The sequence below is a fragment of the Kitasatospora cheerisanensis KCTC 2395 genome (assembly GCF_000696185.1).
Lineage (GTDB): Bacteria > Actinomycetota > Actinomycetes > Streptomycetales > Streptomycetaceae > Kitasatospora > Kitasatospora cheerisanensis.
Genome location: NZ_KK853997.1, coordinates 5,555,375 through 5,574,712 on the forward strand (window position 1 = coordinate 5,555,375; position 19,338 = coordinate 5,574,712).

A 19,338-nucleotide genomic window follows, 5' to 3' on the forward strand; every position below is an offset into this window, starting at 1 on the left:
GGGCCCGGTGCGGGCGTGTGGGGAGAAGAACAGGCGGAGAGCTCCGGCCCGCCGGACTGGTTCGCGGCCGTCGCGGAGGAGGACGACGACCCCGCCGGCCCGCCCGACTGGTTCGCGGCGGTGGCCGAAGAGCCCCCGGCGGCCGAGGAGCCGCCGGCGGGGGAGCCAGCGCCGGCCGGGGAACTGCCCGGGCTGATGCGGGCCTCCGACCTCGCCGGGGGGCGCCGCCGACGGCGCAGCGCGCTGGGCGAACTGCCGCCCGCCGCACCGGAACCGGCGCAGCAGCGGCCGCGGCCGAAGCGGCGCGCCAGGGCCGAACGGCCGGACGGCGAACCGGAGTCCGCGCCGGGCGCGCGGCCGGAGCGGCGCAGGCGGACCGCCGAGCAGGGCGACCCGGCGGAGCGCGCCCGCGACATCTGCCTGCGGCTGCTCACCGGAGCCGCCAAGTCCCGCAAGCAGCTGGCCGATGCGCTGCGCCGCAAGGAGATCCCGGACGAGGTCGCCGAGCAGGTGCTGTCCCGGCTGGAGGAGGTCGGGCTGATCGACGACGCGGCCTTCGCCGAGGCCTGGGTGGAGTCCCGGCACGCGGTGCGCGGACTCTCCCGCCGGGCGCTGGCCCAGGAGCTGCGCACCAAGGGCGTCACCGGGGAGGCGGCGGAACGGGCGCTGCTCCAGGTCGACGCCGAGGACGAGTCGGAGGCCGCCCGGGCTTTGGTGGCACGGAAGTTGCGCTCCACCGCCGGGCTGGACCGGGACGTGCGGACGCGGCGGCTGGTCGGGGTGCTGGCCCGGCGCGGCTACGCGGAGGGCCTGGCGTACCGGGTGGTGCGGGAGGCGCTGGACGCGGAGCCGGACGGCCGCTGAGCAGGGCCGCTGTCGGCCCTCGACGCGCGCTGTTCAGCAGGAAATGCGACGTGATGACTGTTGATCAGATCATCGGAGCCAATTCTCGATCGCATCTTGACCGTTTCGTAACCTCCGCCTAGCCTCACACTCAGTGGCAGGACGATCGCGGAGGTCACCTCAGCGGCAGCGTGCGCAGGACGGGGAGTGGCCGGATGGGGATCGCTCAGGACACCGGAACGGGATCCTCCCTGCTGCTGGCCGGAGGCGTGCTGATCGGCGCGCTCTGCCTGGTACTGCTCGGCGGGCTGCTGATGCTCCGTCAGCGCCGCGCCGAACTCGACCGCCGCGAGGAGCGGTTGACCGCCGAACTCCAGCGCCTGCACCAGCACGAGGACGAACTCGCCGCCCGCGCCGCCGAGTCCGAGCGGGTGCGCGAGGAACTCGCCGCCCGCAGCACCGAGAGCCGGCTGCTGCTGGAGCGCACCGCCGGGCTGACGTCCGCCCAGGCCCGCGAGGAAGTCGTCCGCGCCGCCGAGTCCGAGGCCCGCCGGGACGCGGCGCTGACCGTCCGGGAGATCGAGCGGCAGGCCGTCACCGAGGGCGAGGGCCGGGCCCGCGAGATCATCGCCTCCGCCATCCAGCGGCTCGCCGCCGAGCACACCGCCGAGACCGTGGTCACCACCCTCCGGCTGCCCAGCGAGGACATGAAGGGCCGGGTGATCGGCCGGGAGGGCCGCAACATCCGGGCCTTCGAGGCCGTCACCGGCGTCAACCTGATCGTCGACGACACCCCCGGGCTGGTGCAGCTCTCCTGCTTCGACCCGGTCCGGCGGGAGAGCGCCCGGCTCACCCTGGAATCGCTGCTCGCCGACGGGCGGATCCACCCCGCGCGGATCGAGGAGGCGCACGAGCGCAGCCGCAGCGAGGTCGAGCGGCTGTGCGTCCGGGCCGGGGAGGACGCGCTGCTCACCGTCGGCATCGGCGCCGCCGGCGAGATGGCGCCCGAACTCGTGCGCACCCTCGGCACCTTGAGGTACCGCACCTCGTACGGGCAGAACGTGCTGGGGCACCTGGTGGAGTCCGCGCACCTGGCCGGGATGATGGCGGCGGAACTGGGCGTGGACCCGGAGCCGGTGCGCCGGGCCGCGCTGCTGCACGACATCGGCAAGGCGCTCAGCCACGAGGTGGCCGGCAGCCACGCGCTGATCGGCGCGGAGTTCGCCCGGCGGCACGGCGAGTCGGCGGAGGTCGTCCACGCGATAGCGGCCCACCACGGGGAGGTCGAGGCGAAGACCGTCGAGGCGGTGCTCACCCAGGCCGCGGACGCCTGCTCGGCGGGGCGGCCCGGGGCCCGCAAGGAGTCCGTCGAGGCATACGTGCGGCGGCTGGAGCGGCTGGAGGAGATCGCGCTCGCCCACGACGGGGTCACCAAGGTGTACGCCATGCAGGCCGGTCGAGAGGTCCGGGTCATGGTGCAGCCGGAGGCGGTCGACGACCTGCGCGCCCAGGAGATCGCGCGCGAGGTGGCCCGGCAGGTGCGGGAGGAACTGACGTACCCGGGGCAGATCCGGATCACGGTGGTGCGGGAGTCGCGGGCCACCGAGGTCGCGCGCTGAGCCGCCGAGGGCGCTATCCGGCCTGCTCCAGGCCGGGCGCGGCGGTCAACGGGGCGGTCAGGGTGTGGAGTTGCTCCGGGTGGAGGCCGGGGGTGGTGCCGAGCAGGTGGCCGTCGGGGCGGACCAGCAGGACGGTGTGCGGGACGGCGCCCGGGTAGGTGTCGGTGACCAGGACCTCGGTGGGGACGGGCAGCGCGTCGGCGAGTTCGGCGAGCCGGGGCATCAGGCCGGCGCCGAGCCAGTGTTCGGCCGACCAGACGGTGGTGCCCGGGGCGACCAGGACGAGCAGGAAGACGGTGCCGAGGCGGGCCCGCAGGGTGTCGGCGGCACCGTCGGCGGTGACCACGGGCAGGTCGGGGACCAGCACGCCGGGGGCGGTCGCGGGGAGCTGCTCGGTGAGCGAGGTGCCGCCGCGGCCGGAGCCGCGCTGCTCGGGAACCCGGACGGCGACGCCGGAGGGCGTCGCGGGGTAGGCGGGGGCGCCGCCGAAGCGGCCGGTGCCGAGCTGGCCGTCGGCGAGCAGCGGGGCGTGCTTGCGGAAGGACCCGGAGATCAGCGAGCGCCGGGTCTCGGCCCAGCCGCGCAGCGGGCGGAGCAGCGGCATGGTCTGGTCGACGGCGCGCAGCCGGGCGCCGACCGCGCCGCGGCGCTCGTTCTCGTAGCCGTCGAGCAGGGCGCTGTCGGCGGGGCCGCCGGTGGGCGGCAGGTGCCAGGCGAGGGCGAGCCGCCAGGCGAGGTTGTCGGCGTCGCGCAGGCCGTCGGCGAGGTTCTGCATGCCGAGGGCGCCGTGCAGGTGGGCGGCGTCGCCGGCCAGGAAGCAGCGGCCGGTGCGGAACCGGCCGGCCAGGCGCTGCTGGTAGGTGTGGTCGGCGGCGGCGAGCAGCTGGTGGGGCGGGAGTTCGCCGCACCAGCCGGTGAGCGCGGAGGTGACCCGGGTGAGCAGGGTGTCGCCGGTGACGATGCCGGGCCAGGTGGCGTGCGGGTCGACGGGTTCGGCGGGCTGGGGCGGCCCGGGGGGAGTCGCCAGTCGAGCCGCCACAGGCCGTCGGGCAGCGGGCGGGCGGAGGCCTCGCGGTCGCCGCGCCACGGGGGTTCGCGGTGCAGCCGGGCCTCGCCGGGGAACGGCAGGTCGACGCGGACGGTGGCGACGGCGTGCCGGTCGACGGCGGGCCGGCCGGGGAAGCGGATCTTGAGGAGCTTGCGGACGGTGGAGCGGGCGCCGTCGCAGCCGACCAGGTGGCTGCCGCGCCAGCGGGTCTCGCCGTCGGCGGAGGTGGTGCGGACCGTCACGCCCTCGCGGTCGTGGGCCAGGTCGACCACCCGGTGCTGCGGGGTGAGCCGGATCAGCGGGGTGGCGGTGACGGCGTCGCGCAGGCCGCGCTGGAGGCGGTGCTGGGCGAGGTGCAGGACCGGCTCGTCGTCCAGCGGCAGGCGCAGCACCTCGGCGCGGCGGCGCCAGATGGTGAAGGCGTCCCAGCGGGCGGCGTCGGAGCCGACCCGGGTGTAGCCGATGCGGGCCAGGAAGGAGGCGGTGTCGGCACCGAGGACGACGGTGCGGGGGCCTTCGGGGCAGACGCCGGAGCCCTCGTCGAGGACCACGCTGGGAACGTCGTTGCGGGCCAGGGCGAGGGCGAGGGCCAGACCGACCGGCCCGGCCCCGACGATGATCACTGGATCCATGTCGGGGCCTTCGTGCGGGCGGCGCCGGCCGCCGCTGCGTCATATGCCGGGTGGGAGGTCCCAGGTGGTGTCACGAAGAGCAATGCAACAGATCACCTGGGTGTCCGTCAAGCAGCGGGTGTCGTGCGCCGGTTCGCGCCGCGGCGGCCGCGCGACTCGATCCAGTGGGCGAGGCCGGTGAGGGCGAGGCACAGCAGGATGTACAGCGGGGTGCCGACGAGGACGACCGGGATGTACGGGTAGCCGTCGGAGTTGGAGGCGATCAGCTTCATCTCCCACAGCAGTTCGGGGTAGGTGATGATGTAGCCGAGCGAGGTGTCCTTGAGGGTGACGACCAGCTGTCCGATGATCGCGGGGAGCATCGAGCGGACGGCCTGCGGCACCAGGATCAGGCCCATCACCTGGGTCTTGCGCAGGCCCAGGGCGTAGGCGGCCTCGGACTGTCCGCGCGGGACGGCGTTGATGCCGGAGCGGATGATCTCGGCCTGCACGGAGCCGTTGTAGAGGGCCAGGCCGATCACCAGCGCCCACATCGGCTGGGCGCCGAACGCGGCCTGGTACAGCGCGAAGATCATGATGACCAGCGGCATGGCCCGGAAGAACTGCACCACCACGGTGGCGGCGACGCGCACCGGGAAGTGGTCGGAGAGCCGGCCGGCGGCGAGCAGCGAGCCGAGCACCAGCGAGCCCACCGCGGCCAGGCCGAACACCTTCAGGGTGGCCAGGATGCCGTTGAGGATGCGCTGCTGGACGGCCGTGTACTCGAACGGCGACCACAGCAGCGAGTCGAACTGCCCGGCGTCGTTCAGGCTGCTGAAGACGTACCAGAGCAGCCCGGCGATGCCGAGGGCGCCGACCACGCCGAGGATCAGGTTGCGGGCCCGGGCCCGGGGGCCGGGGACGTCGTACAGGACGGAGGCGCTACGGGTGCTCATCGGGCCACCGCCAGTCGACGCTCAAGGGTGGAGAACAGGGCATTGATGGTGAAGCTGATCGCCAGGTAGGCGAGCGCGATCCAGATGAAGATCTCGAAGATGCCGTAGCTCTGCTCGGTCAAGTGCTTCTGGACGCTGAACAGTTCGGGCACGTTGAAGGCGCCGGCGATGGCCGAGTTGCGGGGCAGCGCGATGAACACCGAGCCCATCGGGGAGATCACCGAGCGGGCCGCCTGCGGCAGCACCACCAGCCCGAGGGTCTGCCCGAAGCCCATGCCGAGCGAACGGGCGGCCTCGGCCTGCCCGAGCGGCACGGTGTTGATGCCGGCCCGCAGCACCTCGCAGACGAAGCTGCCGGTGTAGGCGCTGAGCGCGATCACGGCGACGGTGAAGCTCTCGAAGTGCACGTCCAGCTGCGGCAGCACGAAGGTCACCGCGAAGAACAGCAGGGTCAGCGGGGTGTTGCGGAAGATCGTCACCCAGGCGGTGGCGAACCACCGCAGGACGGGAACGGGGGAGACCCGGAAGGCCGCCAGCACGAAGCCCAGGAGCAGCGCGAACAGGGCGCTGAGCGCGCTCAGTTCGATCGTTCGCAGGAAACCCTCGGCGAATGCCGAGAAGTTGTCACCCTCGAATATCAGTCCCATGCCGGCGGCCCTCCTTTCTCAGTAGTCGGTCTGTCGGGGCGTCAGCCCGCGATCGGGTCCAGGGCGGGGACGCTCGGGGCGGCGGAGCCGGACAGGCCGAGGGTGGCGTCGTACGCCTTCTTCCAGTCGCCGTTGTCCTCGTGCGCCTTCAGGGCGTCGTTGATCGCCTTCTGCAGCGCCGGGTCGGTCTTGTTCAGGCCGACGCCGTAGCGCTCCTCGGAGAAGGGGGTGCCGACGACCTTGAGCTTGCCCTGGTTCTTCGCGGCGAAGCCCTTGAGGATCGAGTCGTCGGTGGTGACCGCGTCGACCTCCTTGGTCAGCAGCTTCTCCACGCAGAGCGAGTAGCTCTCGAACTGGGTGACCTTGGCGCCGAACTTCTGGATGCCGCCGACCGAGGTCGAGCCGGTGGCGGTGCAGACCGACTTGTCCTTGACGGTGTCGGAGCCGGTGATCTCGGTGTTGTCCTTGTTCACCAGCAGCGACTGGCCGGCGATGTAGTACGGGCCGCCGAACGCGACGCCCTTGTCCTTGCGGCCCTGGGTGATCGAGTAGGTGCCGACGTAGTAGTCGATCTGGCCGCCGGTGATCGCGGTCTCGCGGTTGCTGGAGTTGATGGTCTGCCACTCGATCTGGTCGGCCGAGAAGCCGAGGTCGGCGGCGATCATCTTGGCGATCTCGATGTCGAAACCGCTGCGCTTGCCGGTCTGGACGTCCTCGAAGCCGAGGAACGGCTGGTCGGCCTTGGCGCCGATCTTGAGCTTGCCGGCCTTCTTGGCGGCGGTCCAGGTCGGCGAGGCGTCCAGCTTGGCGTCGCTCTTGACGGTGTAGGTGGGCAGCTGCGGGGCGGACGAGCCGCCACCCGCGGCGTTGTCGCTCGGGGAGCCGTCCTTGCCGCAGGCGGCGACCGCCGTCAGGGCGAGCACGGACAGGGCGGCGGCAACAGTGCGACGGGCCTTCATGCGGTCGTTCTTCTCCTCGGTAGGGGCCACGGACAAGGGCTCCGGGCCTTTGCGAACTGACGCTACTGACGCTTGATCGGCTACGGGACTCAGTGCTGGAGGATCTTCGAGAGGAAGTCCTTGGCACGGTCGGTGCGGGGCGCGGTGAAGAAGGCGTCGGGGGTGTTCTCCTCGACGATCTTGCCGTCCGCCATGAACAGCACGCGGTTGGCGGCGGAGCGGGCGAAGCCCATCTCGTGCGTGACCACGACCATGGTCATGCCCCGGGTGGCGAGCGAACGCATCACCTCGAGCACCTCGTTGACCATCTCCGGGTCGAGGGCGGAGGTCGGTTCGTCGAAGAGCATCACCTTGGGGTTCATCGCCAGCGCGCGGGCGATCGCCACGCGCTGCTGCTGGCCGCCGGACAGCTGCGACGGGTACTTGTCGGCCTGGGCGCCGACGCCCACCCGCTCCAGCAGCTCGCGGGCCGTCTTCTCGGCCTCGGCCTTGGCGACCTTGCCCACCTTGACCTGGGCGAGCACCACGTTCTCCAGCACGGTCTTGTGCGAGAACAGGTTGAAGGACTGGAACACCATGCCCACCTGGGCGCGCAGCCGGGCCAGTTCGCGGCCCTCGGCCGGCAGCGGCTTGCCGTCCACCTCGATCGACCCGGAGTCGATGGTCTCCAGCCGGTTGATGGTGCGGCACAGCGTCGACTTGCCGGAGCCCGAGGGGCCGATCAGCACCACGACCTCGCCCTGGGCGATCTCCAGGTCGATGTCCTGCAGCACGTGCAGGGCGCCGTAGTGCTTGTTCACCCCGCGCAGGGCCACCAGCGGCGCGGCATCGCGCAGCTCGGCACTGTTCTCGGTCATCGCCGTCCGCTCCCTCGTCCTCCGAACCCGGGGCCAACTCGCTTGGTCCGCAGAGCCGGTGATGGTCCGTCTGATGCTCGGGGGCCGGAGCCGGCGGAGCCCTCGGCCCCCGAACTCGGGTGACTTTAGGCAGGTACACGACGTCCCGTCAGCCGATCTGAGCTGAACTTGAGGATCACGGTTCGGCTACGCCGGGTAGTCACCGAGTAGCGAATACCGGAGCGGTAACGGACCGGCCGATGCGGTTGACCTGGTGACGGTTGATGGGAGTGGATGCCAGGATGGCCCGGTTCCGCTCGGACCCGCGCCATGCCGACCACCCGCCGGCGGCGACCGCGCCGCCGGCCCCGCCGCACCACGACGAACCCGCAGGAAGGAGCCCGATGCGCCTGCTCCTGGTCGAGGACGACGACCGCGTCGCCGCCGCCCTGGTCGCCGTGCTGGGCCGGCACGGCTTCCAGGTCCGGCACGCCCGCAGCGGCCACGAAGCGCTGGACGCGCTCGTCCCGGACGGCAGCGAGCCCTACCGGGTGGTGCTGCTCGACCTCGGACTGCCCGACCGCGACGGCTTCGAGGTGTGCAGCCGGATCCGGGCCGGCAGCGGCGTCCCGGTCATCATGGTGACCGCCCGCGCCGACATCCGCTCCCGCATCCACGGGCTCAACCTCGGCGCCGACGACTACGTGGTCAAGCCCTACGACATGGGCGAACTCCTCGCCCGCATCCACGCGGTGGCCCGCCGCGGCACCCCCAGGACCGCCGACGAGCACGGCCCCGAGCCGGACGGCCCGCTGGCCTCCCGCGGCGTCGAGATCGACCGCGAACGCCGCCGGGTCAGCGTCCAGGGCCGCGACGTGCCGCTCACCCGCAAGGAGTTCGACCTGCTGGCGCTGCTCGCCCAGAGCCCCGGCGTGGTCTACCGCCGCGAACAGATCTTCAGCGAGGTCTGGCGCTCCGGCTGGGAGGGCAACGGCCGCACCCTGGAGGTCCACATCGGCTCGCTGCGCACCAAGCTCGGCCTGCCCGGCCTGGTCGAGGCGGTCCGCGGCGTCGGCTACCGGCTCATCCCCGACCAGCCGGCCGGCCCCGCCACCGACGACGCCGCGGAGCGCTGACCACCCGTGCGCAACCGCCTGCTCGGCATCCTGATCGCCCTGATGGCCTGCGTCCTCGCCGCCCTCGGAGTGCCGCTGGCCTACCTGATCGCCGCGTCCGAGCAGTCCAAGGTCGTCGTCGACCGGATCGACGACGCCGCCCGCTTCGCCCAGGACCTGCCCACCCAGGGCCGCGCCAGCGCCACCGCCGCCGTCAAGGGCGACCCGCAGCCCGGCCCCGGCGACACCGGCCGGCTGCACGCCCTGACCAGCGAAGCCGCCCGCTACCACGAGCTGTACGGCGCCCGGATCGGCGTCTTCGAACGCGACGGCAGCTCCGTCGCCGCCGCCCCCGACGGCTGGCACGCCCCCGCCGACGGGCCCGGGGCCGAGGCCTACCGGGAGGCGCTGGCCGGCCGCCGCAGCCACAACCCGCCGCAGGTGTGGCCGTGGACCGCCGACCGCACCCTCGCCGTCGCGCTGCCCGTGGTCCGCGACGGCGACGTGGTCGCCGTGGTGCTCACCGAATCGCCCACCGGCCCGCTGCGCGCCCGCATCCTGCACCGCTGGATGGTGCTGGCCGGCGGCGAGGCACTCGCCATGATCGTGGCCATCCTGCTCGCCGTCCGCCTCACCGGCTGGGTGCTGCGCCCCGTCCGCACCCTCGACCGGGCCACCCACGACATCGCCACCGGCCGGCTCAACGCCCGGGTCGCCCCCAGCGGCGGACCGCCCGAACTGCGCCGCCTGGCCCGCTCGTTCAACGACATGGCCGACCACGTGGTGCTCGCCATCGACCAGCAGCGGGCGTTCGTCGCCGACGCCTCCCACCAGCTGCGCAACCCGCTGGCCGCGCTGCTGCTGCGGGTCGAACTGATCGGACTCGCACTCCCCGAGGGCAGCGAGGAGGAGATCGCCGCCGTCCGCGAGGAGGGCGCCCGGCTCGCCCGGGTCCTCGACGACCTGCTCGGACTCGCCACCGCCGAAGGCTCCCGCCCGGAACCCGAACCCGTCGACCTGGCCGAACTGGTCCGCACCCGGACCGAGGCCTGGCAGCCGCTCGCCGACCGCCGCCAGGTCCGGCTCCACTGGCAGGGGCCGCCGTTGGCGCACGCCTGGGCCGACCCGATCGGCTTCGGCAGCGCCCTCGACGCCGTCCTCGACAACGCCCTCAAGTTCTCCCCGGCCGGCAGCACCGTCCGGGTCGGCCTCACCATCACCCGGGACGAGGTCACCGCCAGCGTCACCGACGCCGGACCCGGCCTCACCGAGGAGGAACTCGCCCGCGTCGGCGACCGGTTCTGGCGCTCCTCCCGCCACCAGAACGTCGACGGCTCCGGCCTCGGACTCTCCATCGCCCGCACCCTGCTGCTGGCCGGCGGCGGCAGCCTCGGCTTCGCCTCCGCCGAACCGAACGGGCTGAGCGTGCTGCTCACCGTGCCGCGCCGGAAGCGCTGAGGGGCGTCAGGGCTTCACGGACATGTAGTAGCGCTTCGCGCCCTCGTGCAGCGGCAGCGGATCGGTGTACACCGCCGTGCGCAGGTCCACCAGCTGCGCCGCGTGCACCTCGCCGCCGATCCGGTCCCGGCTGTCGATCACCACCCGGGTCACCGCCTCCACCAGCGCCGGGTCCACGTCCGCCCGGGTCACCAGCAGGTTCGGCACCGCCACCGTCGGCACCGGCGTCCGCAGCGGCTCCACCAGCGGGTACGCGTCCGCCGGGATGGTCGCCGCCCGGTACGCGTCCATGCCGCCGCCCTCCAGCTGGTGCAGGCGGTCCGACAGGTCGCCCATCGGGACGATCCGGATCCGGGTGTGCTCCGCCAGGTCGGTCAGCGCCGCCGTCGGCAGGCCGCCCGACCAGAAGAAGGCGTCCAGCTTCTTCGCGTGCAGCTGGTCCGCGGCCTCGCCCACCCCCAGCATCGAGGAGCGCACGTCCTTGTCCGGGTCCAGGCCCGCCGCCTCCAGCAGCCGCCGGGTCACCAGGTTCACGCCCGACTTCGGCTGCCCCACCCCCACCCGCAGCCCGCGCAGGTCCGACAGCTGCCGCACCTGCGAGTCGGCCGGCACCACCAGCTGCATGTAGTCGTCGTACAGCCGGGCGATCGCCCGCAACTGCGGCTTGCCCGCGCCCTGGAAGCTCGCCACCGCGTCCGCCGTCGCTATCGCGAAGTCGTCCCGGCCCGACACCACCCGCTCCAGGTTGTCCACGGAGCCCTCGGAGTTGTCCAGCCGGACCTTCACCCCCGGCATCGCCGACCCCATCGACTCCTTCAGCAGCACCCCGTAGCGGTCGTACACCCCGCGCGGGACCCCCGTCGCGAACGCCACCTCCCCGCGCAGACCCGACCCGGCCCGCGCCGAGGACGCCCACCAGCCGCCCGCACCCCCCGCCACCAGCAGCAGCACCGCCGCCACCCGCACCAGCGGGCTGCGCACCGCGGAACGCAGCACGGCGCGCAGCGCGGCACCGGCGCGGGGCGGATCGGTCGAAACAGCCATGGCAGGGATACTGCCAGCCCGACCCGCCCGGCGGGAGGCCCCTCCCGCTGCCCGTACCCTTGTGCCCTGTGGGTATGGAGGAGAGCTTGCGAACTTACAAGGTCGTCACGTACGGCTGCCAGATGAACGTCCACGACTCCGAGCGCCTGTCCGGGCTGCTGGAGGAGGCCGGGTACACCAAGGCCGCCGGCGACGGCGACCCCGACCTGGTGGTCTTCAACACCTGCGCGGTCCGCGAGAACGCCGACAACAAGCTGTACGGCAACCTCGGCCGGCTCGCCCCCGCCAAGCAGGCCAACAGCGGCATGCAGATCGCCGTCGGCGGCTGCCTCGCCCAGAAGGACCGCGACACCATCGTCCGCAAGGCCCCCTGGGTCGACGTGGTCTTCGGCACCCACAACATCGGCCACCTGCCCGCCCTGCTGGAGCGCGCCGCGATCGAGCGGACCGCGCAGGTCGAGATCCTCGACTCGCTGGAGACCTTCCCCTCCACGCTGCCCACCCGGCGCGAGTCCGCCTACGCGGCCTGGGTCGCCATCTCCGTCGGCTGCAACAACACCTGCACCTTCTGCATCGTCCCCGCCCTCCGCGGCAAGGAGGAGGACCGCCGGCCCGGCGACATCCTCGCCGAGGTCGAGGCGCTGGTCGCCGAGGGCGTCGTCGAGGTCACCCTGCTCGGGCAGAACGTCAACGCGTACGGCTCCGACCTGGGCGACCGGCAGGCGTTCTCCAAGCTGCTGCGCGCCTGCGGGGAGATCGACGGCCTGGAGCGGGTCCGCTTCACCTCGCCGCACCCGAAGGACTTCACCGACGACGTGATCGCCGCGATGGCCGAGACGCCGAACGTGATGCACCAGCTGCACATGCCGCTGCAGTCCGGCTCCGACACCGTGCTCCGCGCGATGCGACGCTCCTACCGGCAGGAACGCTTCCTCGGCATCATCGAGAAGGTGCGCGCCGCGATGCCGGACGCCGCCATCTCCACCGACATCATCGTCGGCTTCCCCGGCGAGACCGACGAGGACTTCGAGCAGACCCTGCACGTCGTCCGGGAGGCGCGCTTCGCCAACGCGTTCACCTTCCAGTACTCGAAGCGGCCCGGGACGCCCGCCGCCGAGATGGAGAACCAGATCCCCAAGGCCGTGGTGCAGGAGCGCTACGACCGGCTGATCGCCCTCCAGGAGGAGATCTCCTGGGAGGAGAACAAGAAGCAGGTCGGCCGGAAGCTGGAGATCCTCGTCGCCGAGGGCGAGGGCAAGAAGGACGACCGCACCGACCGGCTCTCCGGGCGCGCGCCCGACAACCGGCTCGTCCACTTCACCCGCCCCGAGGGGGGCGTGCGCCCCGGCGACATGGTGACCGTCGAGATCACCTACGCCGCCCCGCACCACCTCCTCGCGGAGGGCCCCGTGCTCGACGTCCGCCGCACCCGCGCGGGCGACGCGTGGGAGAAGCGGCAGGGCGCACCCGCGAAGCCGGCCGGCGTGATGCTCGGCCTCCCGTCGATCGGCGTGCCGGCCCCGCTGCCCGCGCAGGGCGGCTGCGGCTGAACAACCTAGGGGCGCGAGGAACTGCGCGAAGCGGAAGGACCCAACCGCAAGATCGCGACGCAGGACAATGACCTGCACGGGTTCGCGACCTTGCGGACCGGCTTTGCGCTTGTCGCGCAGTTCCCCGCGCCCCTGTTTTCGCGTCCGCCTGCTCTCGAAACCAAACCCCGTAGAGTGATCCGCATGCTTGTTGCCGCCGCCGTGTGCCCGTGTCCGCCGTTGCTCGTGCCCGAGGTCGCGGCGGGGCCGCGGAGGAGGCGGAGGAACTGCGGACGGCGTGCCTGGACGCCGTGCGGGGGCTCGCGGACGCGGATCTCGTCGTGGTGGTGGGCACCGGCGACCGGGCCGGGGTGTGGACCGAGGGCGGGGCTGGTTCGTTCCGCCGGTACGGGGTGCCGAAGGCGGTGAAGCTGCCGCTGGGCGGGGTGGACAGCCCGGAGCTGTCGCCGGCGCTGACGGTGGGGGCGTGGCTGCTGGAGGAGGCGGGCGTCCGGGTGCCGACGCACGCCGTCGCGGTGCGGCCGGACACGGAGACCGGGCGGCTGCTGGGCCTGGGCCGGGGGTTGGCCGAACTCGCCGACCGGGTGGGCCTGTTGGTGATGGGCGACGGCAGCGCACGGCGCTCGGTGAAGGCCCCGGGATACCTGGACGAGCGGGCCGAGGGCTACGACCGGGCGGTGGCGGCGGCGCTGGCCGCGGCCGATGCGCCGGCACTGGCCGCGCTGGACGCGGACCTCTCGGCGGAGCTGCTCGCGGACGGCCGGGCCCCGTGGCAGGTGCTGGCGGGCGCGGCGGACGGCGCCGCGCTGGGCGGCGAACTGCGGTACGAGGACGCCCCGTACGGCGTCGGCTACCTGGTGGCCTGCTGGCGCTGAGCGCGCCGACAGGCCACCGCGGGCCGGAGGTCAGTCGTCCTTCGGCTTCGCCGCGAAGTCGTCGCGGGCGTGCTTGGCGGCGGAGGCACCCTTTTCGATCTTCTCGCTGTACTTGTGCTTGGTGGCCTTGTCGATGGTCTCGCCGGCCTTGTCCACCATGTTGTCGATCTTGTCGCCGTGCTTGCCGGCCAGCTCGCTGGCCTTGTCCTTCAGTTCCTCGGCCTTGCCCTTGAGGTTGTCCATCAGGCCCATGGGGTGCGTTCCTCGCTTTTCGTATCAGATCAGTACCAGACATAGCGGATCCTCCCCGGTCAACGCGGCCGCGACACGAGAGGTGCCCGGGTTTTGGGAGACTGGTGGAGTGAGCGGCTCCTCTTCTTCTCCTGTACGTCCGCACCGGGTGGTGTCGGTGGTCGGTTCGACGGCGGCCGGCAAGTCCGACCTGGCGGTGGCGATCGCCCGTGAGCTCGGCGGAGAGGTGGTGAACACCGACTCGATGCAGCTGTACAAGGGCATGGACATCGGCACCGCCAAGCTGACCGAGGCCGAGCGCGGCGGCATCCCGCACCACCTGATGGACGTGTGGGAGGTGACCGAGGCCGCCTCGGTCGCCGAGTACCAGCGCCTGGCCCGGGCCGAGATGGACCGGCTGCTGGCGGCCGGCCGGGTGCCGGTGCTGGTCGGCGGTTCGGGCCTGTACGTGCGGGCGGCGATCGACGAGATGGAGTTCCCCGGCACGGACCCCGAGGTGCGGGCCCGGCTGGAGGAGGAGCTGGAGCGGGTCGGCCCGGGCGTCCTGCACCGGCGGCTGGCCGAGCTGGACCCGGCGGCCGCGGAGGCGATCCTGACCAGCAACGGGCGGCGGATCGTCCGGGCGCTGGAGGTCATCGAGATCACCGGGCAGCCGTTCACCGCGAACCTGCCGACCCGGCGCGCGGTGTACGAGGCGGTGCACATAGGCGTCCGGGTGCCGCGGCCCGAGCTGGACCGGCGGATCGAGCTGCGGGTGGACCGGATGTGGGAGGCCGGGCTGCTGGACGAGGTGCGGGCGCTGGAGCGGGTCGGGCTGCGCGAGGGGCTGACCGCGAGCCGGGCGCTGGGCTACCAGCAGGTGCTGGCGTTCTTCGCCGGCGAGTGCACCGAGGACGAGGCGCGGGAGGAGACCGTGCGGGCCACCCGGCGGTTCGCGCGGCGGCAGGAGTCGTGGTTCCGGCGGGACGAGCGGATCCACTGGCTGGACCGTCCGGAGGGTGCCGATCCGGTTGAACTCCTGGGCCGCGCAATGGAACTGATCAATCGCCCGGAACGTCCCGGCGACACCGGCTGACCGGCGGGTTTCGGCTGCCCAGGGGCGTGATCCGGCCAGCCGCGCGGGCAGCTGCACCGGCAGACGCAGGTGCAGGAGGTACCGGCGGTCACGGCAGGATCACGTCCTGGCATCGGATCACCCGATCACCCCGGTGGACGCCCTGTCGGGGTCTTGGCACGTGCCATCATCGGTAGCACCGAGGCCCGGCACGCGGGCCGGCCTCACCGCCCGCGAGCCCCGGAGCTCGTGTCGAGCCGTCAGGGGAGGCCGCGTGTCAACGGGTACCGGCCCCGAAACCGATGAGCTGCCGGGCGACGTGTCCGACGGTTCCGAGACGCTGCCCGAACTGGCCGTCCCCACCACCTCGTACGCGGTGGCCCTGCCCGCGATCGACGACCTGGCCGCCGCGCCGGGCGTGGTGCACGAGCGGGACATCCGGCCGCGCCGCCGGCTGCGCTGGTGGCAGATCCTGCCGATCGCCGGCTCGGTGATGTTCGGCGCGCTGATGTTCGCCTTCCCGCTGGCCTTCGGCAGCGAGGGCGCCACCGCGATGATCGGGATGCTGGGCCTGCTGATCACCGCGGCCTCGGTCGGCTGGGGCGCGATGGCCGCCCGCCGGGCCGGGTACAAGTGGCCGGGCGTGCCCCGCCGGGGCAGCTCCGAGCGGGCCGGCTGGAAGGCCATCGTGGTCTACACCCTGCTGGTCGCGGTGGCCGTGGCGCTGGCCGTCTGGCGGGTCGACCACCTGCGCGGATAGCCGCCCGTCCGCCCGTTACCATCGGCGGTGTGAGCGAGCGCAGCGGTATGAGCGGGACGGCCTTCCTCAAGGGGCACGGCACCCAGAACGACTTCGTGATCGTCCCCGACCCGGACGGCCGGCTGGAGCTGTCCGCGGCCGCCGTCGCCGAACTGTGCGACCGGCGGGCCGGGATCGGCGCGGACGGCGTGCTGCGGGTGGTGCGGTCGGCAGCCGAGCCGGACGCGGCGGCGATGGCCGGGCAGGCCGAGTGGTTCATGGACTACCGCAACGCGGACGGCTCGATCGCCGAGATGTGCGGCAACGGGGTCCGGGTGTTCGCCCGCTACCTGGTGCACGCCGGGTACGCGAAGCCGGGCGAGCTGGCGGTCGCCACCCGCGGCGGCGTGAAGAAGGTGCGGATCGCCGAGGACGCCGCCGACGGCGCCCCGGGCGAGATCACCGTGGACATGGGCCGCGCCGTGCTGCCCGGCCCGGACGACATCACCGTCACCGTCGACGGCCGCAGCTGGCCGGCGCTGAACGTCAACATGGGCAACCCGCACGCGGTCGCGTTCGTGGAGGACCTGGCGCACGCCGGGAACCTGTACGACGCGCCGGCCACCGCGCCCGCCGGCGCGTACCCGCAGGGCGTGAACGTGGAGTTCGTGGTGGACCGCGGCGAGCGGCACGTGGCGATGCGGGTGCACGAGCGCGGCTCCGGCGAGACCCGCTCCTGCGGGACGGGCGCCTGCGCGGTCGCGGTGGCCGCCATCCGCCGGGCCGGCCTGAACCCGGCGGAGACCGGACGGGCCGTCAGCTGGACGGTGGACCTGCCCGGCGGGCGGCTGGTGATCGAGGAGTTCCCCGACGGCCGGATCGAGATGACCGGCCCCGCCGTGATCGTCGCCGAGGGCGTGCTCAGGTAACGGCAGGTCAGACCGACGGACCGTCAGCTCCCGCTTCCCAGGCCGCAGTCCGGCTAATCCCCCCGTTCGGGTGACAGGGGTGGCAGACCGGAAGCGGGGGCTCGCCGAACGTGCTCTGCTCGGTAGCATGGACCACCGGGTCGGCCGTCGCTCCGGTGTTGCTGCCGGAGGTGCAGATGACCATCCGCTCCGAGTTGGCGGGCTCGCCGTCCAAGCAGCAGGCGGGCCGCTTCAGCCGCGCCGCGCTCGGCCGGGCCGGCCGGGCGGCGCTGCTCGCCACCGGGCGGACGCCAGTCCCCGACGCCATCGAGCCCATCGTGCAGGCCCACCGGGTGCACCACCCGCAGGCCGACCTGGCGCTGCTGGCCCGCGCCTACCGGGTCGCCGAGGAGAGCCACCGCGGGCAGACCCGCAAGAGCGGCGAGCCGTACATCACGCACCCGCTCGCGGTCACCATGATCCTCGCCCAGCTCGGCGCGGACACCACCACGCTGGTCGCCTCGCTGCTCCACGACACCGTCGAGGACACCGAAGTGACGCTCGATCAGGTCGCCGAGGACTTCGGCCCCGAGATCGCGTACCTGGTGGACGGCGTCACCAAGCTGGAGAAGGTCGACTTCGGCGCGGCGGCCGAGCCCGAGACCTTCCGCAAGATGCTGGTCGCCACCGGCGACGACGTCCGGGTGATGGTGATCAAGCTCGCCGACCGGCTGCACAACATGCGCACCATCCGGCACATGAAGCCGGCCAGCCAGGTGCGGATCGCCAAGGTCACCCGGGACGTGCTGATCCCGCTCGCCGAACGGCTCGGCATCCAGGTGGTGAAGGCGGAGCTGGAGGACATCGTGTTCGCCACCCTGCACCCCGACGAGTACGCCTACACCGACGCCGTGGCCACCGCCCGGGCCGCCGCCGAGGACGGCGTGCTCGCCCCGTTCGCGGCCGAACTCGGCCGCCAGCTCGGCGAGGCCGGGATCGCCTCCGCCGTCACCGTCCGCCCCCGCCACCTGGTCTCGCTGCACCGGGTGATGATCAAGCGCGGGGCCGGCCCGGACGGCACCGGGCTGCGGCCCGCCGACCTCGGCCGGCTGCTGGTGGTGGTCGAGGAGAACGCCGACTGCTACGCGGTGCTCGGCGAGCTGCACACCTGCTGGACGCCGCTGCCCGGCGAGTTCAAGGACTTCGTGGCCGCCCCGAAGTTCAACCTGTACCAGTCGCTGCACACCGCCGTGGCGCTGCCCGGCGGCGAGGTGGTCGAGGTCCTGGTCCGCACCCGGCGGATGCACGAGGTCGCCGAGACCGGTGTGGTCGCGCTCGGCGACCCGCGCACCGACCGGCAGGGCGCCGCCGACGACCCCGAGGACCGCACCGACCCGGCCCGGCCCGGCTGGCTGGCCCGGCTGCTGGAGTGGCAGCAGGACACCCCCGACCCGGACGCCTTCTGGTCCGCGCTCACCGCCGACCTGCGCGACGACCGGGAGATCACCGCCGTCACCGAGGACGGCACCACCCTGCACCTGCCCGCCGGGGCCAGCTGCCTGGACGCCGCCTACCTGATCGGCGAGGAGACCGGCCACCGATGTATCGGCGCCCGGATCAACGGCCGGCTCACCGCGCTCTCCACCGAACTGCGCGACGGCGACGTGCTCGGCCTGCTCACCGCCCCCGCCGACGACGAGGACAGCGGCCCCGACCCGGAGTGGCTGGAGTACCTCCGCACCCCGGCCGCCCGGCTCGCCGTGGAACGCCGGCTGGCCGTCCGGCCCGCGCCCGCGCCCGCCGCCGCCAGGCCCCCGCGGCCGGCGCCCGGTGCCCGCCGCGCCGCCCGCGCCGCCCGCCGCCGCCCCGCGGACGTGCCCGAACTGCCGGGCGCCGCCGTCCGGTTGGCCCGCTGCTGCACCCCCGTGCCGCCCGACGAGGTGACCGGCATCGTGCTCCGCGGCGGGGCCGTCGCCGTACACCGGGCGGGCTGCCCGACCGGCACCCGGATGCTGGGCGGCGGCCGCCGGCCGGTCGCGGTCCGCTGGCTGCCCGGCGGCGCCCCGCAGTGGGGCTACCGGGCGACGCTGCGCGCCGAGGCGCTGAACCGGCCCCGGCTGCTGGCCGACCTGACCGCCGCGATCTCCGGCGAGGGCGTGTCGATCCACTCCGCCGAGGTCGAGCCGCCCCGGCAGTTGCGGGTCCGGCACAGCTACACCCTGGAACTCGCCGACGCCACCGCGCTGCCCGCGGTGATGCGGGCGATGCTCCGGGTCTCCGGCGTGTACGACGTGTACCGGCCGGGCGGGCCGGAGGAGGTGCCGGGCCGGGCCGAGGCGGCGGCCGCGCCACCGGCGGGCGGGCGGAGCCGGCCGTGGCGGAGCCGGAGCCGCCGGAGGTGGCGGCGGCGGTGCCGGGGCCGGTGTCCGGGGCCGGTGCGGCGGCTGGTAAAAGGGATGACTCGGGCACAGCGGGCGTGCGACCATCGTGGGGAATTCACGGCGGCTCCGCCGTGTTGTCCGAGAGCACGACCCGATCTATCCAAGGATGAAATGACCTCCACGTTCGACAGCCGCACCCGATCGAGCGAGTCGGCGAGCCGGCTCACCGACCTCAAGGCGGAAGCCCTGATGGACGAGGACCTCGCGGCGTTCGACGAGGGCCTCGGCAACTACGACGGAGAGCAGTACGACCGCTCCGAGCGCGCCGCGCTCCGACGCGTGGCCGGCCTCTCCACCGAACTGCAGGACGTCACCGAAGTCGAGTACCGCCAGCTCCGGCTGGAGCGCGTGGTGCTCGTCGGCGTGTGGACGGACGGCACGCT

15 protein-coding genes and 3 pseudogenes are annotated in these 19,338 nt (G+C 73.4%); 10 read left to right on the top strand and 8 right to left on the bottom strand.

The genetic code is table 11. The features are described 5' to 3' along the window. Nucleotides 1-15: 15 nt before the first annotated feature. Entirely contained in the window at nt 16-864 is an 849-nt protein-coding gene (locus tag KCH_RS25235; RefSeq protein WP_244305426.1) for a regulatory protein RecX, read from the top strand. Nucleotides 865-1,058: 194 nt separating this feature from the next. Beyond that, nucleotides 1,059-2,462, top strand: coding sequence for a ribonuclease Y (rny, locus tag KCH_RS25240; RefSeq protein WP_244305427.1), 1,404 nt, complete (start codon nt 1,059-1,061; stop codon nt 2,460-2,462). Between the two features lie 13 nt (nt 2,463-2,475). Here rny and KCH_RS25245 read toward each other — a convergent pair whose 3' ends face one another. The 6 genes and pseudogenes from KCH_RS25245 to KCH_RS25265 form a co-directional block, all read right to left on the bottom strand. Then, nucleotides 2,476-3,501, bottom strand: a complete 1,026-nt coding sequence (locus KCH_RS25245) for an FAD-dependent monooxygenase (protein WP_167574114.1) — start codon at nt 3,499-3,501, stop codon at nt 2,476-2,478. Nucleotides 3,502-3,644: 143 nt separating this feature from the next. Continuing rightward, nucleotides 3,645-4,142: pseudogene (locus tag KCH_RS47325) on the bottom strand (FAD-dependent monooxygenase); the annotation flags it as partial. Nucleotides 4,143-4,249: 107 nt separating this feature from the next. Then, nucleotides 4,250-5,077 carry an amino acid ABC transporter permease gene (locus tag KCH_RS25250; protein ID WP_035866742.1) on the bottom strand — a complete coding sequence of 276 codons (828 nt, stop codon included), beginning with the start codon at nt 5,075-5,077 and terminating at the stop codon, nt 4,250-4,252. After that, entirely contained in the window at nt 5,074-5,724 is a 651-nt protein-coding gene (locus KCH_RS25255; RefSeq protein WP_035866745.1) for an amino acid ABC transporter permease, read from the bottom strand. Before KCH_RS25255 ends, KCH_RS25250 begins: the two co-directional genes overlap by 4 nt. Nucleotides 5,725-5,765: 41 nt before the next feature. Further along, a complete protein-coding gene (locus tag KCH_RS25260) occupies nt 5,766-6,683 on the bottom strand; it encodes a glutamate ABC transporter substrate-binding protein (protein WP_035873610.1) in 918 nt (305 codons plus the stop codon). An 89-nt stretch (nt 6,684-6,772) separates the two neighbouring features. Further along, nucleotides 6,773-7,540, bottom strand: a complete 768-nt coding sequence (locus KCH_RS25265; RefSeq protein WP_035866748.1) for an amino acid ABC transporter ATP-binding protein — start codon at nt 7,538-7,540, stop codon at nt 6,773-6,775. 383 nt (nt 7,541-7,923) lie between these two features. Here KCH_RS25265 and KCH_RS25270 point away from each other — a divergent pair, with 383 nt between their 5' ends. Beyond that, entirely contained in the window at nt 7,924-8,655 is a 732-nt protein-coding gene (locus tag KCH_RS25270; RefSeq protein ID WP_035866750.1) for a response regulator transcription factor, read from the top strand. 6 nt (nt 8,656-8,661) lie between these two features. Next, nucleotides 8,662-10,092 carry a sensor histidine kinase gene (locus tag KCH_RS25275; RefSeq protein WP_035866751.1) on the top strand — a complete coding sequence of 477 codons (1,431 nt, stop codon included), beginning with the start codon at nt 8,662-8,664 and terminating at the stop codon, nt 10,090-10,092. A 6-nt stretch (nt 10,093-10,098) separates the two neighbouring features. Here KCH_RS25275 and KCH_RS25280 read toward each other — a convergent pair whose 3' ends face one another. Next, nucleotides 10,099-11,136 carry a TAXI family TRAP transporter solute-binding subunit gene (locus tag KCH_RS25280; RefSeq protein ID WP_035866753.1) on the bottom strand — a complete coding sequence of 346 codons (1,038 nt, stop codon included), beginning with the start codon at nt 11,134-11,136 and terminating at the stop codon, nt 10,099-10,101. A 74-nt stretch (nt 11,137-11,210) separates the two neighbouring features. Here KCH_RS25280 and miaB point away from each other — a divergent pair, with 74 nt between their 5' ends. Then, on the top strand, nt 11,211-12,686 hold the full coding sequence (gene miaB / locus KCH_RS25285) for a tRNA (N6-isopentenyl adenosine(37)-C2)-methylthiotransferase MiaB (protein WP_035866756.1): 1,476 nt from the start codon (nt 11,211-11,213) through the stop codon (nt 12,684-12,686). Nucleotides 12,687-12,869: 183 nt separating this feature from the next. Beyond that, nucleotides 12,870-13,561, top strand: a pseudogene (locus KCH_RS25290) (class III extradiol ring-cleavage dioxygenase family protein). Nucleotides 13,562-13,591: 30 nt separating this feature from the next. On the opposite strand, the gene KCH_RS25295 reads toward KCH_RS25290, so the two are convergent. Beyond that, entirely contained in the window at nt 13,592-13,813 is a 222-nt protein-coding gene (locus KCH_RS25295) for an antitoxin (protein ID WP_035866759.1), read from the bottom strand. Between the two features lie 109 nt (nt 13,814-13,922). Here KCH_RS25295 and miaA point away from each other — a divergent pair, with 109 nt between their 5' ends. The 4 genes and pseudogenes from miaA to KCH_RS47330 form a co-directional block, all read left to right on the top strand. Then, nucleotides 13,923-14,888, top strand: coding sequence for a tRNA (adenosine(37)-N6)-dimethylallyltransferase MiaA (miaA, locus tag KCH_RS25300; RefSeq protein WP_051653429.1), 966 nt, complete (start codon nt 13,923-13,925; stop codon nt 14,886-14,888). 298 nt (nt 14,889-15,186) lie between these two features. Then, on the top strand, nt 15,187-15,627 hold the full coding sequence (locus KCH_RS25305) for a hypothetical protein (RefSeq protein WP_244305428.1): 441 nt from the start codon (nt 15,187-15,189) through the stop codon (nt 15,625-15,627). Between the two features lie 47 nt (nt 15,628-15,674). After that, nucleotides 15,675-16,535 (top strand): diaminopimelate epimerase, encoded by an 861-nt coding sequence (dapF, locus tag KCH_RS25310; protein WP_035866765.1) that lies wholly within the window; start codon nt 15,675-15,677, stop codon nt 16,533-16,535. A 176-nt stretch (nt 16,536-16,711) separates the two neighbouring features. Beyond that, nucleotides 16,712-18,814, top strand: a pseudogene (locus tag KCH_RS47330) (RelA/SpoT family protein); the annotation flags it as partial. Nucleotides 18,815-19,338: the final 524 nt, after the last annotated feature.